At 69.8% G+C, this 15,108-nt stretch carries 13 protein-coding genes; 6 read left to right on the top strand and 7 right to left on the bottom strand.

Annotated features, from left to right (window positions below; all coding sequences use genetic code 11):
- Positions 1 to 141 precede the first annotated feature (141 nt).
- Complete coding sequence (gene trhA / locus WFH44_RS00905; protein ID WP_336710988.1) at positions 142 to 876, top strand: PAQR family membrane homeostasis protein TrhA; 735 nt, start codon at positions 142 to 144, stop codon at positions 874 to 876.
- A 368-nt stretch (positions 877 to 1,244) separates the two neighbouring features.
- Entirely contained in the window at positions 1,245 to 3,374 is a 2,130-nt protein-coding gene (locus tag WFH44_RS00900; protein ID WP_336710985.1) for an HNH endonuclease signature motif containing protein, read from the top strand.
- A 144-nt stretch (positions 3,375 to 3,518) separates the two neighbouring features.
- Here WFH44_RS00900 and WFH44_RS00895 read toward each other — a convergent pair whose 3' ends face one another.
- The 3 genes from WFH44_RS00895 to mca form a co-directional block, all read right to left on the bottom strand.
- Entirely contained in the window at positions 3,519 to 5,726 is a 2,208-nt protein-coding gene (locus WFH44_RS00895; RefSeq protein WP_336710983.1) for a thioredoxin domain-containing protein, read from the bottom strand.
- A gap of 2 nt (positions 5,727 to 5,728) precedes the next feature.
- Positions 5,729 to 6,154 (bottom strand): hypothetical protein, encoded by a 426-nt coding sequence (locus tag WFH44_RS00890; RefSeq protein WP_336710982.1) that lies wholly within the window; start codon positions 6,152 to 6,154, stop codon positions 5,729 to 5,731.
- 66 nt (positions 6,155 to 6,220) lie between these two features.
- A complete protein-coding gene (gene mca, locus WFH44_RS00885; RefSeq protein ID WP_336711783.1) occupies positions 6,221 to 7,114 on the bottom strand; it encodes a mycothiol conjugate amidase Mca in 894 nt (297 codons plus the stop codon).
- Between the two features lie 90 nt (positions 7,115 to 7,204).
- Between mca and WFH44_RS00880 the strand changes: the two genes are divergently transcribed.
- Together WFH44_RS00880 and greA are read left to right on the top strand one after the other, a co-directional pair.
- The gene (locus WFH44_RS00880) at positions 7,205 to 7,657 is read left to right on the top strand and encodes a DUF4307 domain-containing protein (RefSeq protein WP_336710981.1); all 453 of its coding nucleotides are present in this window, start codon (positions 7,205 to 7,207) and stop codon (positions 7,655 to 7,657) included.
- 344 nt (positions 7,658 to 8,001) lie between these two features.
- Positions 8,002 to 8,493: a transcription elongation factor GreA gene (greA, locus tag WFH44_RS00875; RefSeq protein WP_336710978.1), complete on the top strand. Its 492-nt coding sequence runs from the start codon at positions 8,002 to 8,004 to the stop codon at positions 8,491 to 8,493.
- Positions 8,494 to 8,627: 134 nt separating this feature from the next.
- Here greA and WFH44_RS00870 read toward each other — a convergent pair whose 3' ends face one another.
- The 4 genes from WFH44_RS00870 to WFH44_RS00855 are packed head-to-tail and all read right to left on the bottom strand — an operon-like array spanning position 8,628 to position 12,711.
- A complete protein-coding gene (locus tag WFH44_RS00870; RefSeq protein WP_336710976.1) occupies positions 8,628 to 9,221 on the bottom strand; it encodes a rhomboid family intramembrane serine protease in 594 nt (197 codons plus the stop codon).
- A gap of 26 nt (positions 9,222 to 9,247) precedes the next feature.
- Positions 9,248 to 10,486 carry a threonine ammonia-lyase gene (gene ilvA / locus WFH44_RS00865; RefSeq protein ID WP_336710973.1) on the bottom strand — a complete coding sequence of 413 codons (1,239 nt, stop codon included), beginning with the start codon at positions 10,484 to 10,486 and terminating at the stop codon, positions 9,248 to 9,250.
- Positions 10,483 to 11,757, bottom strand: coding sequence for an AI-2E family transporter (locus tag WFH44_RS00860; RefSeq protein ID WP_336710972.1), 1,275 nt, complete (start codon positions 11,755 to 11,757; stop codon positions 10,483 to 10,485). The genes ilvA and WFH44_RS00860 overlap by 4 nt, the downstream gene beginning before the upstream one ends.
- Positions 11,758 to 11,778: 21 nt before the next feature.
- Positions 11,779 to 12,711, bottom strand: coding sequence for an aldose 1-epimerase family protein (locus tag WFH44_RS00855; protein WP_336710968.1), 933 nt, complete (start codon positions 12,709 to 12,711; stop codon positions 11,779 to 11,781).
- Between the two features lie 37 nt (positions 12,712 to 12,748).
- Here WFH44_RS00855 and galT point away from each other — a divergent pair, with 37 nt between their 5' ends.
- Entirely contained in the window at positions 12,749 to 13,867 is a 1,119-nt protein-coding gene (gene galT / locus WFH44_RS00850) for a galactose-1-phosphate uridylyltransferase (RefSeq protein ID WP_336710966.1), read from the top strand.
- The gene (galK, locus tag WFH44_RS00845) at positions 13,864 to 15,051 is read left to right on the top strand and encodes a galactokinase (protein WP_336710964.1); all 1,188 of its coding nucleotides are present in this window, start codon (positions 13,864 to 13,866) and stop codon (positions 15,049 to 15,051) included. Before galT ends, galK begins: the two co-directional genes overlap by 4 nt.
- The last annotated feature ends 57 nt before the right edge of the window (positions 15,052 to 15,108 follow it).

Here is a 15,108-nt window from a genome sequence, read left to right as displayed (position 1 = left end):
GGACAGCGGACACCGGGAAAGATTCTATCGCCTCGACCCCGACGGAACCGACGCGGCCCGTTCCGCGCCGCCCATGACCGCTATGTTCCGGCTGTTACCGGCCGGCAATCCGGTGCCCTTCGGCGGCGGTAGAATCGGCCCATGAACCCCAGCCGCCCAGTCCCTTCGACCCAACCGGCCGGGGGTCCGGATCGCATAGACGGCCCTGTTGAAACGGCCGTCGAGAGCCTTGCCGACGCCCTCAACATCAAGCCCAAATTCCGAGGCTGGCTGCATGCGGGAGCCACACCGCTGGCCCTCATCGCGGGAATTGTCCTCGTCACCCTCGCCCCCACGGCGGCGGGAAAGACGACCTCCGCCATCTACGCAGTCACGGGCCTGCTCCTCTTCGGCGTCAGCGCCGTCTACCACCGCGGGAACTGGCAGCCGAAAACCAAGCTGGTCCTCAAACGGCTCGACCACAGCAACATCATGCTGGTCATCGCCGGCACATATACCCCGTTGGCCTGGGCGCTGCTCGAGCCGTCCCAGGCAACACTCCTGCTGTGGCTCATCTGGTGCGGCGCCATCGCCGGCGTCGCCTTCCGCGTCATCTGGACGCACGCGCCGCGCTGGCTGTACGTGCCGATCTACTGCGCCCTCGGCCTCGCCGCGCTCTTCTATGTGCCGGACTTCTTCGCCGCCAACGCCGCCGCCGCCGTCCTCGTCATTGTGGGAGGCGTGTTCTACATCGCCGGCGCCGTCTTCTACGGCATCAAAAAGCCCAACTTCTCGGTCACCTGGTTCGGATTCCACGAGCTCTTCCATGCCTTCACCGTCGTAGCCTTCAGCTGCCACTTCGCCGCCATCATGCTCGCCGTCCTCGACCAGTCCTAATCATCCGAGGCCCGGAGGCACTCCCTGCCAGCCCTGTCCTAGCCCGTTCCCGAGGCTCGGCCAAACCGCACCCCTGCCCGATTCCCACCGGGCCCCAAGCCAGCTCCAGGGCCCCGGCTCTAGCCACCCCCAAGCCCCGTCCCTGAGCAGCGCCAAGCTATCTCCGCAAGCCGCGCTCCAGCCCGACCCTCAAAGCGCCGACGCTGGCCAGCGCCAAGCTGCTTCCCCATGCCGCGCTCCGGCCGACTCCAAGCCCCGACGCTGGCCAGCCCCAAACACCGTCCTGCACCACCCCAGACGCACGAATGTCAGCTTGGTGGTTATCCACACCCGTAGCCATCGAAGATGTCTTCGACTAGAATTATGTGATGGCGAACACATCAGCGGAACGTCCGAACGGAGAGTCTCCGGAGCCTCGCCACGGCTCCGGAGACTCCCGGCCCCGCCCGGACGGGTCCCCTGACGCCGCTGCGACAACGCCCGACCCGGGTGAACCTGCCGCCTCCTGCGACCGGCCCGATTCCGGCCCCGCGGTCGGTGTCTGCGGGGTGGGTCTGCGGCCGACGGACCCGTTCTCGTGCCGGCCGCCGTGGGAGGAGCATTCCTGGGAGGAGGGCGAGGCCGTGGATGCCGAGGGCATCCCCCTCGACGCCCCGGATACCCCGATCCCGCTCTACGTGCTGACCGGCCATGACGCACCGCCGGAGGAAGACCCGTGGGCCGCCGCCCGCGGCGCGTTCACGCCCCCGGCCTGGGAGCCGGTCCTGCCGGCCCGGTCCGGGCAGATCAGAGACCTGCTGCCCCTGCTGGGCTCCCGCGAGCCGTCCCGCCTGCTCTACGAGGAAGCCGCGCACGAACTCATCGCCGCCCGCCGCGCCTCTGCCTGGCTCGAGGCCCGCATCCTGCGCCTGCTCAACGCCCTGGTCCGCGAGGCCGTGAACGAACAGCCCCACGGCTGGCCCCCGCCACTCGGGCCGGGCACCCCGGACGAACACCTGGCCGAAGCCGCGGCCGTCGCCGAAGCCGCCGCCGCCCTGCAGATCCCGGAAAGGACCGCCGCGATCCGGATCAACTACGCCCGGACCATCGCCGGGGAATGCCCCGCCACCCTCGAAACCCTCGAACAAGGCCACCTGACCGGAGTACAGGCCGCGATCATCACCGACGAAACCACCTCGCTGCCGCCCCGGGCCCGGCCCGGATTCGAACACGAACTCCTCGACCTCGCCCCGGTATGCTCCACCGGCAGCCTGCGCCGCCGCGCAAGAACCCTCCGTGAAAAACGCCACCCCGAAACCATCACCGCCCGCCGCGCGAAAAAAGCAGCCGACCGCCACCTCGAGCTCAAGCCCGACTACGACGGCATGGCCTGGCTCTCCGCCTACCTGCCCGCGGAAACCGCCGTCGCCGCGTTCAACCACGTCCAGGCCATCGCGCTCTCCGTCCAAGGCCCCGAAGAGCTCCGCACCCTGACCCAACTGCGCGCCGACGCCCTCACCCACCTCCTGCTCAGCAGCACCCCCAAACCGCAGCCCCCGCCAGCGGTAGCACCCGCCCCCGGCACCGAGGGCCCGGGCGCTTCCGACGCCGGCGCCACGGCCGGCGCCGAGGGCCCGGGCGCTACCGAAGCTGCCATCGGTGCCGGAGGCCCTACCGAGGCTTTTCATCCGGCGGCGGGGCCCGGGGACCTGCGGGAACACCCTGCCCTGGACGGCGGGCTGCCTCCGGGCGCCGGGTACGGGATCGTGCCCACCGTCGCGCTGACCATCCCCGCCCTGACCCTGCTCGGCCTCGGCCAGGAACCGGCCCACCTCGACGGCTACGGGCCGATCCCGATCGAGGCCGCCGCCCGGCTGGCCGCGAACGCGCCCTCGTTCACCCGCGTCCTGACCGATCCGGTCACCGGCGCGGTCCTGGCCATGGACCGCAAACAGTACCGTCCCACCGCGGCGCAGCGCCGCTACCTGCGCCTGCTCTACGAGAAATGCACGTTCTACGGCTGCTCCCGTTCCAGCGAGCACTGCGAACTCGACCACACGATCGGCTGGGCCGAGGGCGGCTCCACCGATACCGACAACCTCGGCCCCGAATGCAAACGCCACCACCGGCTCAAAACCGAAACCGACTGGAACCTCCAACAACCAAACCCGGGCGAATTCGACTGGACCTCCCCGGCCGGAATCAGCTACCCGACCAGACCCGAACCCCTGGTCCACACCCCGCCCGAAGAACTCGCCAGCATCCTCGAACGCCACGAAATCCACACCATCAACACCAAACTCCGCGCCTACTACCAACGCAAGCACCAACAACCCCAACAAACCGGCCACACCCAACCAGCCGGACCCGCCGGACAGGGAAACCCAGCACAGGCGCGGCCCGCGGCCCTCCCGCCACCCACCGGCGCGCCCAACCCGCCAGACCAAACCAACGCGGGCACGCCGCGCGACGCGGGGCACCACCACAACTGCGGTCCCGACGAACCACCGCCCTTCTGACAAAGGCCTGGATGCCGACGCCTAAGTGCGCCCAGCGCACAGCCGATCTGCCCTCGGACATTCGTGTGCGGCGCACTTGCAGCCTCACGCGAACTGACCACTCAGCCCGTGGCGACAAACTCCCGCTTGCCTCGGTTGCGGTCGTTACCTGACTGAGGACAGCTCGGCGATCAGCCCATCCACGGTGGCGACAGGGCGCCGGCAGACCATCCCTCGGCACACATATGCCAAGGCACCGGAGTCCGGGGCGGGCTTGCCCCGAAGGAGGGGCACACGTTCGGCAGCCGTTCCAGGGGATTCCGCCCCGGCGCCGGTCGGTTCCTGTGCCTGGGCCTGTGAGGCCGCGCCGCCCTTCCGCACTGCGATGACCAGGCCGGGGCTGCCGGTGGCCTTCGCGGCGGCGACCAGCGCCGCCGCCAGCTCGGGCTCCCCGACGACCGCCAGTTCCACCGGTCCCGCCCGCATCGCTTCGGCGACGGCCAGCCCCCATCCCGCTACCCGGGGAACCTTCGGGGCAACGCGCTCAAGATACTGCAGCAGCCGCTCGGCCAACTGCCGGTGCCTGGTCGAGCCGCTGTAGCCGGCATAGGTCAGCAGCACCCCGGCCAGCAGGTTGGTGCCGCTCGGCGTTGCGGTTTCGAACGGATCGGCGGGATTGGCTGGTCCGCTGGCCGCGGCCAGCTGGCTCGGCTTGCTGGCGGTGTCGCCGAGGACGCCGTCGTTGAGGAAGGTCCGCTCGGCGTCCAGGACCAGTTGTTCGGCGCGCAAGTACCAGCGGTCATCACCGGTAGCGGCATACAGCGCGAAGAGTCCTTCGGCGAAGCCGGCGTAGTCCTCTAGGAGCCCCTGGACCGCCCCGGCCGAGCCGTCGTGGGAAACCCGCAGGAGCGTTCCGGCGTCGTCGAGGTGGACCTGCAGGACGTACTCCGCCGCCTTGACGGCAGCCGCCAGCAGGTCCTTGCGGCCAAGGAGCCCGGCGGTTTCCGCCAGCGCGGCGATGGCGAGGCCGTTCCAGCCCGCTACGACCTTCTCGTCCCGGGCCGGCTGCGGCCGCCGGTTGCGGACCGCGAGCAGCACCGGCCTGATCCCGTCCCACCGCCGCTGCTCCTCCGCGTCCAGCCGTCGTCCGGGATGCAGCGGCGAGCCGGTCCCAGTCACGGTCCCCGCGTCGCCGATTCCCATCACGTCCGCGACCCACTCGGCATCCTCGCCAACCGCATCCCGCAACTGTTCGACGCTCCACAGGTAGGTGCCGCCCTCCTGATGCCGGCCCTCGATCACGGTGTCGGCGTCGAGTGACGAGGCGAAGCCCCCGCCGGGCAGGCCGAGCCGGCCGATCATCCAGTCGGCCGTTCCGGCGGCGACCGCGCAGGCGAAGTCGCGATCGGCCCCTGGGCCTGTCTGGACGGCCCATTGTGCGTAGGCCCGAAGCAGCTGCACGTTGTCGTAGAGCATCTTCTCGAAGTGCGGCACGGACCACTGCCGGTCGACGGCGTAGCGCGCGAAGCCGCCCTCGAGCTGGTCATAGAGGGCCGAGGTCGCCATGGCCTCCAGCGTCCGCTCGGCCAGGCCGAGGGCGGGTTCCTGGGCGGATTCCCTGTCCTCGCGGTCCTCGCCGGGTGCCGGGCCCTCCGTCCCGCGCCGGACGGCGGCGGCGCGGCGGAGCAGGAACTGGATGATGGCCGACGGCGGGAACTTCGGCACATCTCCAAACCCGCCAAAGTCCGGGTCTTCTTCTCCGGCCAATACCTGGACGGCGTCATCGAGCATCGTGTGCGGAAGGCCAAGCGCGGTCGGCCTCTCGTCCGGGTCGAACGGCAGGAGGTTGCCCATCAGCTTGCGGTTGTTGTCCGCGGCGCCTTCGAGGACCTCGACGAGGGCGGCCGCGCTGGCCTCCACGCTGGGCCGGCGCTGACGCCAGGCGTCCTCGACGGCCTCCAGCAGCTGCCGGAACGATGGCATGCCCGGTGCCGGCCGGGGCGGGTAGTAGGGTCCGGCGTAGAAAGCGCGGCCGTCCGGCAGAGTGAAGACGCTCATGGGCCAGCCGCCCTGGCCGGTCATCGCCTGGGTCGCCGCCATGTAGACGGCGTCCACGTCCGGCCGCTCCTCGCGGTCGACCTTGATGCTCACGAAGTGTTCGTTGAGGTAGTCCGCAGTCGCCTGGTCCTCGAACGATTCGTGCGCCATGACGTGGCACCAGTGGCAGGCGGCATAGCCTACTGAAACGAAAACAGGCACGTCGCGCAGACGTGCCTGTTCGAAGGCCTGGTCGCCGAAAGGCCACCAGTCGACGGGATTTCCGGCATGCTGCCGCAGGTAGGCTGAGGCTTCGCTGCGCAGTCTGCCGGCCATGGTCAGCTCCCGGTGGGTCCGTCGTCGGTCGGACGGCGTCCGGACGTGCCGTCCGCCGGCGAACCCGGATCCCTGCGGCCCGTCACCTTGTCATTGAGCTCCCGGTCCAGGCGGCGCTGGCGCTCTTCCTCGGTTTCCCTGCGCTCCCCGCGGCCGGACGCGGCAGGTGCGCTTCCGCCGTCGGACGCGGAAGGCGCCCGCTCCCCCTCGGCTCCGGCTCGCTGCGCATCCTGCTCCATCTGCTCGCGGTACCGCACCCTGCGGATACGCCGGCTCATATCCCAGATCAGCAGGATCACCACGACGGCGAGTCCGAAGGTGATGAAGAAGCCCCACGGGCCGGGCGTGACCTGGTTCGGGTCCAGCCCCGGCTTCAGAGTCGGTTCCCCGCTGGGTCCGGCGGCGGCGAGCAGGTGCAGCAAATGCAAGATGGATCTCTTTCTGGCAAGGACCGGACCGCGGCGGCGGTCCGGAAGTTCAGGGGCTAGCTTCCTCTATCGTATGCCCGCAAAGAAGTCGGTTTCAGGCAGCGTCGTCTCCACCCTCGCGTCCACGAGGGTGTAGTCCTCCCACGGCCAGATCCTGCGCTGCATGTCCGGCGATACGGCGAAGAAGAACCCTTCGGGCTCGATCTGGGTCCGATGCGAGAGCAGGGCGCGGTCCCGGTGCTCGAAGTAGTCCCCGCAGTCGATCTGGGTCGTGGTCCGGTGCGTCGGCATCGGGGGCTGATGGCCCTCCGCGTCCGCCTCCTGCCAGGCGGCCAGGCGCGCGGCGTAGGGCGACTGCAGGCCGGCTTCCTCCAGGGCGAAGTGCAAGGCCCGGAAACGCTCCGGATTGAAGGCCCGGTCGTAGTAGAGCTTCAGCGGAATCCACGTCTCGCCGGCCTCCGGGTAACGCTCCGGGTCCGCGGCGGCGTGGTAGGCCTCGACCGCGACCTTGTGCGCCATGATGTGGTCCGGGTGCGGGTAGCCGCCGTTCTCGTCGTAGCTGATGATGACGTGCGGTTTGAAGGACCGGACCAGCCGCACCAGCGGGGCGGCCGCCCGCTCCAGCGGCAGGGTCGCGAAGCTGCCGAACGGCAGCGGCGGCAACGGATCGCCCTCCGGGAGGCCGGAATCGACGAAGCCCAGCCAGCGGTGGGCGACACCGAGTTCGCGGGCGGCCTTGGCCATCTCCCGCCGCCGGAGTCCGGGCAGGTCCCGCAGCGCGTGCGGCTCGGACGCGGCCTGCGCGTTAAGGATGTCCCCCCGTTCGCCGCCGGTGCAGGTGACGACCATGGTCTCGACGCCGGCGGCGGCGTAGCTGGCCATGGTGGCCGCCCCCTTGCTGGACTCGTCGTCCGGATGGGCATGCACCGTCAGGAGGCGCAGCCCATCCCGGCTACGCATTTCCGGGGCTCGTTCGGCAGCTTCTGCGGGGATGCTCAACTCAAACTCCTGATGATCGGACATAACGTGCAACACGGTAAGGTTGTAGGCGTGAGCACTACCGGCCCGACTCCCACGCACCCTACTTCTTCAGGGATAAGCGTAGCCAATCGGTACGGGGCCCCAAAGCAGCGGCTGAGCCGCGGAGCCAAGCGCGGCATCGCGATCGCCGTGCTGGCGGTGGCTGTCGTGCTGGCCGGCTACTTCGCCTTCGTGCAGAGCAAGCCCGCCGTCTCCGGCACCGACGTCGGCTTCAATGTTTCGGACCCGCACCACGCCATCGTTGATTTCCAGGTCACGAAGGACCCGGAAGCGACCGCCCAGTGCGCCGTCCAGGCCCTCAACGAAACCTACGCCGTGGTCGGGTGGAAGGTCGCGACCATCGGTCCCGCCGCGGAAGGTGAAGGGCACGACGGCGGACGCACCACCGTGCACCGGATTCAGCTAAGGACTGAATCGCCTTCCGTCACCGGCGGCGTCAACGCCTGCTGGATCGTCAAGTAGCTGTCCCCGCCGGGGAAGCGCCTGACCAGGCCGCGAACCGACGGCAACGGGGGCTGCGGCGCCGCCGGCAGGCATCCGGCAGGATGGCCGCGCGTGGCATGCAGAAGTGCACTGAGTGTTTCAGGATCGCCCGGGTTCTTGGGAAATGTCCTCCGGACTGACTACACTTATTCAATACATTCTGCCCCGCCCATCCGGTGGTCTCGCCGATTCAGTTATGAACGAGTCACCAGTGAGCGGGGTCTTTGCTTGATGTGGCGGCCCTCAGCGGCCCGTCGGGCGAGGGAGTACCCATGCTGAGGCAGCGGGAAGCCGCCGCTTCAGGCCATACTAAGGAGAAGTACGTGTCTACATCCAGCGCATCCGTGGCTTGGCTCACTCAGGAGTCTTACGACCGCCTGAAGGCTGAACTGGATTATCTGTCCGGCCCGGGCCGGACGGAGATCGTCGCCCGCATCGAGCAGGCCCGTTCCGAGGGGGACCTGAAGGAGAACGGCGGCTACCACGCCGCCAAGGAGGAACAGGGCAAGGCCGAGGCCCGCATCCGCCAGCTGACAGAGCTGCTGCGGAACGCCCACGTCGGTGCCGCTCCCGCGGATGACGGAGTCGTCGAACCGGGCATGGTCGTGGAGGCAAAGATCGCCGGGGACACCGAGACGTTCCTGCTCGGCAGCCGCGAGGTCGCCGGCGACGCCGCCATCGACGTCTACAGCGAGAAGTCCCCGCTGGGCGCGGCGATCAACGGCAAGAAGGCCGGCGAGACCGTCGCCTACACCGCGCCCAACGGCAAGGAAATCAAGGTGGAGATCATCTCCGCCAAGCCGTACGCAGGCTAAGCAGGCGCGCCGGACAATACGGGCGTGATCTACAGCGTTGCCCCCGGACCGCCGGGCGGCAGGCTGAGGGCGGGCCGGTTGCTCCTGGAGCACCCGGCCCGCCCTCTTGCTTCTCTCTGCTGGTGCCCGTTTTGCTACCGCAGCTGCCGGCTGCGGCCTCGGAGGCGGTCCTTGCGCATCAGGACGGCGGCCAGCACTCCCCCGGCAGCACCGAACAGGTGCGCCTGCCAGGAGACCCCTACTCCCGCCGTCGGCAATAGGCCCAGCAGCACCGAGCCGTAGAAGACGAAAATGACGACGGCGAGCAGGACCTGCCGCCAGCTGCGGTTATAGAACCCGCGGACCAAGAGGTAGGCGAGGAAGCCGAACACGATGCCGGAGGCCCCGACCGTCAGGCCCTGACCCGTCAGCCAGACCCCGATCCCGGATACCAGCCAGCTTGAGGCGAGGACCGCGGCGAAGCGCCGGGCGCTTTCGAGGAAGACCAGGAATCCCAGCACCACCAGGGGCAGCGTATTGCTGGCCAGATGGTTGACGTCGGCGTGCAGCAGCGGCGAAAAGATGATGCCGTCCAGGCCCTCGACCCGGCGCGGGATGTTGCCGAGCGAGTAATAGATCTGGCTCCCGGCCAGCAGGGTGAGCAGGAAGACCGCCCACAGCACTCCTGCCATGCCGAGCAGGGCGCCGAGCGCGCGCCGGGCCCGGGACGCCCGGCTGGCCTCGCTCACTGAATGCGCTCCACCTGAGGCACGGCCTAGTGCACGACGACGGGCTGGAAGCCCTCTGCACGAAGGCTGCCGAGCACGAGTTCGCAGTGCTCGTGGCCCTTCGTCTCGATGTCGATCGTGATCGCCACGTCGCCCATACTGATCGAGCCGCCGATCCGGGTGTGGTCCACGCGGGTGACGTTGGCGTCGGATTCGGCGATGATGCGCGAGATCTTGGCCAGGGAGCCGGGGCGGTCGTCGAGCATGATGCGCACGGAGAGGAACCGGCCGGAGGCGAAGAGGCCGCGCTGGATGACCTTGAGCATCAGCATCGGGTCGATGTTGCCGCCGGAGAGGATCACCGCGGTGGTGCCGGGGTTCTCGATGACGCCTTCCATCAGCGCCGCGACGCCGACGGCGCCGGCCGGCTCGACCACCAGCTTCGAACGCTCGAGCAGGAAGATCAGGGCCCGGGCCAGGGCGTCCTCGCTGACCGTGACCACGTCGTCGACCAGTTCCCGGATAATCGAGAACGGCAGCTGGCCCGGACGGCCCACGGCGATGCCGTCCGCCATGGTGGAGACCTTCTTCAGCGGGACCAGCGCGTCCGCGGCGAGGGAGGGCGGGTAGGCCGCCGCGTTTTCGGCCTGCACGCCGATGACCCGGATCTCCCGGCCAAGTTCCTTGGCGCGGGCCTTGACGGCGGTGGCGACGCCGGCCAGCAGCCCGCCTCCGCCCACGCCCATGACAATGGTGTCCACGTTGGGAATCTGGTCGAGGATTTCGAGGCCGATGGTGCCTTGGCCGGCAATGATGTCGGCATTATCGAACGGGTGGACGAAGACGGCACCGGACTGCTCGGCGAAGCGCTGGGCCTCGGCGAGGGCCTCGTCGACGTTGTGGCCGTGGAGCACGACCTCGGCGCCGTGGCCTCGGGTGGCGGCCAGCTTCGGGAGCGCGACGCCGAGCGGCATGTAGATCCGTGCCTTGATGCCCAGGCGCGCGGCCGCGACGGCGACGCCCTGGGCATGGTTGCCGGCCGAGGCCGCGACGACGCCGCGGGCCTTCTCTTCTTCGCTCAGCTTGGCCATGCGCACGTAGGCGCCGCGGACCTTGAACGATCCTGCGCGCTGGAGGTTCTCGCACTTGAAGTAGACGTCGGAGCCGGTCATCCGTCCCAAGGCCCGGGACTGCTCGATCGGGGTGGTCTCAATGACGCCGTCGAGCAGCTCGGCTGCGTCCATCACATCATCCACGGTGACCGGCAAAGTCTTCAGATCTATCATTTCGGCAGTTCGTTCCTGTCCTCATTGGCGGTGCCACTCTCGTCCCCGCCCGGGGCTTCCTTCTGGCGCTTGGTTCTGGCGGTCGTCCGTGCTGTCCGGGCTTCGGCCTGCAGGCTGGGATCGGGGGGCCGCAGCCGGCCGCCCAGCGCGTCGTCGTGCTCCCAGCCGCGCGCGGCAATGTATTTGACCACGGTATTCATGATGGCCATCACCGGGACGGCGAACAGGGCGCCGGGGATGCCGGCGACCATGGTGCCGCCGGCGACGGCCAGGACCACCGCGAGCGGGTGCAGCGAGACGGCCTTGCCCATGATCAGGGGCTGCAGCACGTGGCTTTCCAGCTGCTGGACGCCCAGCACGATGGCCAGCATGATGATGGCGTTGACCCATCCGTTGGCGACCAGCGCGAGCAGGACGGCGACGAAGCCGGTGACCAGGGCGCCGACGATCGGGATGAAAGAGCCCAGGAACACCAACACGGCGAGCGGCAGGGCCAGCGGCACGCCAATGATGGCCGCGCCGACCCCGATGCCGACGGCGTCGACGGCGGCGACGAACACCTGGATGCGGATGTACTGGACCAGCGACGTCCAGCCCTTGCGGCCTGCACCGTTGGTGGCCGAACGGGCGCGGCGGGGCATCAGGCCCACGAGGAACATCCAGATCCGCTCTCCGTCGAGCAGGAAGAAGATGAGCGAGAAGATCGCCAGCAGCAGGCCGGTCACTAGGTGCCCGGCCGTGGAGCCCACGGTGAGGGCGCTGGAGAGAATGGTGCTGCTGTTGTTCTGGAGCTGGACCAGCAGGTCGTTGATGTAGTCGTTCAGCTGTGCCGAGGTCAGGCGGAGCGGTCCGTCCATCAGCCACGTCTGGATCTGCCGCACGCCCTCGAGCACTTGGCCCCACAGCTCGCGGAAACCGAAGTAGAGCTGCCGGCCCACGAGCGATAGCGCCCCGCTGACCAGGCCCAGGAAGCCCAGGATCGTGATGCCGACGGCCAGGCCCCTCGGCACCTTGGCCTTGCGCAGGAACCGCACGACCGGCTGCAGCAGGCCAGCCATCAGCGCCGCGATCATCACGGGGATGAGCAGCAGGGACACGTAGCTGAGCAGCCAAATGAGCACCCCGACCACGACGATGACAAGGCCGATCCGCCACGCCCAGGACGCGGCGATCCGCAGCGCGTACGGAACATCGTCCCGCGTCGAGTCCGGCACGCGCGGCGCAGGACTGGCGGGGCCCTGCGGGGTGTTGTCAGGGATAGGCCGACTCATAGAGACAATAATTTCACATCCTCAGCCGGCTACGGCTGGATGAAGCCGGGCGCTGATGCCCCAGCTGCCGCCGAAGCGGCCGCCCTGCTCGAGCCAGACGAGCCCGTCGCCGGAATTCAGCGCGTTGGCCGGCGCCGTCATGGGCTCGAGAGCGACCGCCAGCGCGCGCCCGGGGAAGGTATCGGTTACGAAAACCTGCACATAGGGGAACGACTCATCCTGCCACAGCGTGACGGAGCGGCCGTCGGCCGAGGCCAGGGTCGTCTCGGCCCGCCCGTCCGCGGTGGCCAGGTCCGTGTAGGCGCGGTCCAGCTTCCGCAAGGGCCCGACGGCGGCACCGCCCCGCAGGTCCGTCTCCCCGGCCACCGGCGCGGAACCGGACGGAATGAGCGTCTCGTCCACCACCAGGAACGTGGCTCCCGGGACGGTCAAGGTCAGGCCAGCGATCTCCAGGTCCCCGAGCCGCAGGTAGGGATGGGCACCCAGCGCCACCGGGGCGGCGGCCGCCGAGTGGTTGATCAGCTCCTGCGTGACTGCGAGGTCCCCGGCCTCGTCGATCCGGTACCGGACGACGTGGGTCAGGCGGAACGGGTAGCCGTGCTGCGGGAAGATCTCGGCCGACAGCTCCACGGCGTCCTCGCTGCGGTCGACCAGCCGGTAGCCGGTGTTGCGCAGCAGGCCGTGGCTGGCGTGTCCGCGCGTCAGCTCGGTGATGTCCAGCTTCTGCATCTTGCCGTCCAGGGTCCACTTGCCGTTGGCCACCCGGTTCGGCCACGGCGCGAGCAGGACGCCGGAGGCGCCCGGCGGGATATCGCCATCGTCAAAGGACTCCGTGAGCTGCACGCCGTCCTTCACGAAAATGCGCAGGCAGCCGGCCAGCTCGGTGATCACCGCATACGAGTTGCCCCGCTCGATCCTGAACTGTTCGCCGGTGGCAAAGGTATGGTGGCTCATAGCTAAAACGTACCGGAGAATCCTCGCAGGAGCCGCGATGACCATCATGACCCCCACCAGGCTGTCGGATGGCCGGGAACTTCTGTACTTCGACGCCGGCGAGGAGGCCGCCGCGCGGCACCGGGATCCGGAACAGGTCCGCGACCGCCGGAGCCTGCCGGCCCGCAGCACGGACGCCGGCCAGGTACGCTTCGACGAGCTGATCGGAGAATGGGTCGCCGTCGCCGCGCACCGCCAGGACCGCACGCATCTTCCCAGTGAGGACGAGTGCCCGCTCTGCCCCTCGGACGGGGCCCGCCGGACCGAAATCCCCACCGGCTACGAGGTAGCGGTCTTCGAAAACCGGTTCCCGTCCTTCGGCCCGCAGCACGGCATCCTCCCGGCTGATCCCGGTCCCGACGTCGGCGAGGTATCGGAACCCGCCTACGGCCGCTGCGAGGTCATCGCCTTCACCGACTCCCATACGGGGTCCTTCTCCGGGCTTCCCTACGAGCGGGTGCGCACGGTGATCGATGCCTGGGCGCAGCGGACCGAGGCGCTGTCGGCCCTGCCCGGCGTGCAGCAGGTGTTCTGCTTCGAGAACCGCGGCGCGGAAATCGGCGTCACGCTGCACCACCCGCACGGCCAGATCTACGCCTACCCCTACGTCCCCCCGCGCACGGTCCGGATGGCCAAACAGGCCCGGCGGCACTTCCTCCGGTCCGGCGGCCTGGAGAGCCAGACCGCCGCCATCCTCGCCGCCGAGCGCGCCGACGGCTCGCGGATGGTACTCGAGGGGCAGCACTTCAGCGCCTATGTCCCGTTCGCCGCGCGCTGGCCGCTGGAGGTGCATCTGGTGCCGCATCGCCAGGTGGCGGACCTGGCCGGGCTCCACGGCGAGGAACGCGACGAGCTGGCAGAGCTGTATCCGGAGCTCCTGCGCCGGTTCGATGCGCTGTATGACTCCCCCACGCCCTACATCGCGGCCTGGCACCAGGCGCCGGTGGACGCCGAACTGCGCCCGGCCGGCCATCTGCACCTGCAGCTCTCCTCGCCGCGCCGTGCCGCCGACAAGCTCAAGTACCTGGCCGGCTCCGAGGCCGCCATGGGTGCCTTCATCAACGACACGGTGCCGGAAGAGACTGCTGCCCGGCTCCGCGGGGCGGCGACGGCGTGACGGGCTCGGCCGCCGCCACCGCGCATACAGGCGCGCTGGCGGCAGCCGCCCGGGCCGGTTTCACCACGCGCTACGGTTCGGCCCCGGGGGGGCTCTGGGCAGCCCCCGGCCGCGTCAACCTGATCGGCGAGCACACGGACTACAACCGGGGCCTGGCCCTTCCGCTGGCCATCGACCGCTCGACCGTTGCCGCCGCGGCGCTCCGCCGGGACGGGACCGTCCGGGTGTCCACGTCGCTGCCGGACAAGAACGACGGCGTGAGCCTGCCGGCCGCGGAGATCTCGCCCGGGGCGGTGTCCGGGTGGGCGGCCTACCCGCTGGGAGTCGTCTGGGCCTTCGCCGCCGCCGGCTTTCCGGTGCCGGGCCTGGACCTCCATCTGGAGACGGACGTTCCCCTCGGGGCCGGACTGTCCTCCTCGGCGGCCGTGGAGTGCGCGGTCGCGGCGGCCCTGGACGACCTGCTGGGCACCGGGCTCGGGAGCGCCGGACTGGCCCGGCTGTGCCACCGGGCGGAGAACGAGATGGCCGGGGCGCCGACCGGCCTCCTGGACCAGACGGCGTCGCTAGGCGGGCGCCGGGGCCATGCCCTGCTGGTGGATTTCCGCAGCGGCGCAACCCGTCCGGTCCCGCTTCGGCTGCAGGAGAGCGGGCTGGTCCTGCTCGTGATGGACACCAAGGTCACCCACGCCCATTCCGGCGGGGGCTATGCCGAGCGGCGCCGCGACTGCGAACGGGCCGCCGCCCTGCTGGGGGTCGGCTCCCTTCGGGAGCTATCCGGCGACGACCTGGCGGGCGCCGAGGCGCGGCTGGATGCGCCGGCCTTCCGCCTGGCCCGCCACGTCGTCACGGAGAACGAACGGGTGGAAAGGGTCGTGCAGCTGCTGGAGGCCTGCGGGCCGGGAAGCATCGGGCCGCTGCTCACCCACGGCCATGCCTCGCTGCGCGACGACTACGAGGTCTCCTGCCCGGAACTCGACCTCGCCGTGGACACCGCCCTCGGGCGCGGTGCCCTGGGGGCGCGCATGACCGGCGGCGGCTTCGGCGGCTCGGCCCTTGCCCTGGTCCCCCGGTCGTCCGCGGCCGCGGTGGCAAACGCCGTCGTAAATGCGTTCCAGGCTGCGGGCCACGCCCGGCCGGACATCTTCCCGGTTGCGCCAGCAGACGGTGCCGCCCGGCTCGCCTGAACCGGGCCGAAGCTGCGGCTCCCGCCAGGGAAGGGCCGTTAAACGGCCGTGGGACCC

It is taken from the genome of Arthrobacter sp. USHLN218 (assembly GCF_037144715.1).
Classification (GTDB): domain Bacteria; phylum Actinomycetota; class Actinomycetes; order Actinomycetales; family Micrococcaceae; genus Crystallibacter.
Note: the sequence above shows the minus strand (reverse complement) of the source record. Positions and strands in the feature narration are given on the sequence as shown.

Bases quoted from the DNA above. Each gene is read 5' to 3' on its own strand.
- trhA (WP_336710988.1), top strand. From the start codon at position 142: ATGAACCCCAGCCGCCCAGTCCCTTCGACCCAACCGGCCGGGGGTCCG.
- WFH44_RS00900 (WP_336710985.1), top strand. From the start codon at position 1,245: ATGGCGAACACATCAGCGGAACGTCCGAACGGAGAGTCTCCGGAGCCT.
- WFH44_RS00895 (WP_336710983.1), bottom strand. From the start codon at position 5,726: ATGGCCGGCAGACTGCGCAGCGAAGCCTCAGCCTACCTGCGGCAGCAT.
- mca (WP_336711783.1), bottom strand. From the start codon at position 7,114: ATGCGTAGCCGGGATGGGCTGCGCCTCCTGACGGTGCATGCCCATCCG.
- ilvA (WP_336710973.1), bottom strand. From the start codon at position 10,486: ATGATAGATCTGAAGACTTTGCCGGTCACCGTGGATGATGTGATGGAC.
- WFH44_RS00860 (WP_336710972.1), bottom strand. From the start codon at position 11,757: ATGAGTCGGCCTATCCCTGACAACACCCCGCAGGGCCCCGCCAGTCCT.
- WFH44_RS00855 (WP_336710968.1), bottom strand. From the start codon at position 12,711: ATGAGCCACCATACCTTTGCCACCGGCGAACAGTTCAGGATCGAGCGG.
- galT (WP_336710966.1), top strand. From the start codon at position 12,749: ATGACCATCATGACCCCCACCAGGCTGTCGGATGGCCGGGAACTTCTG.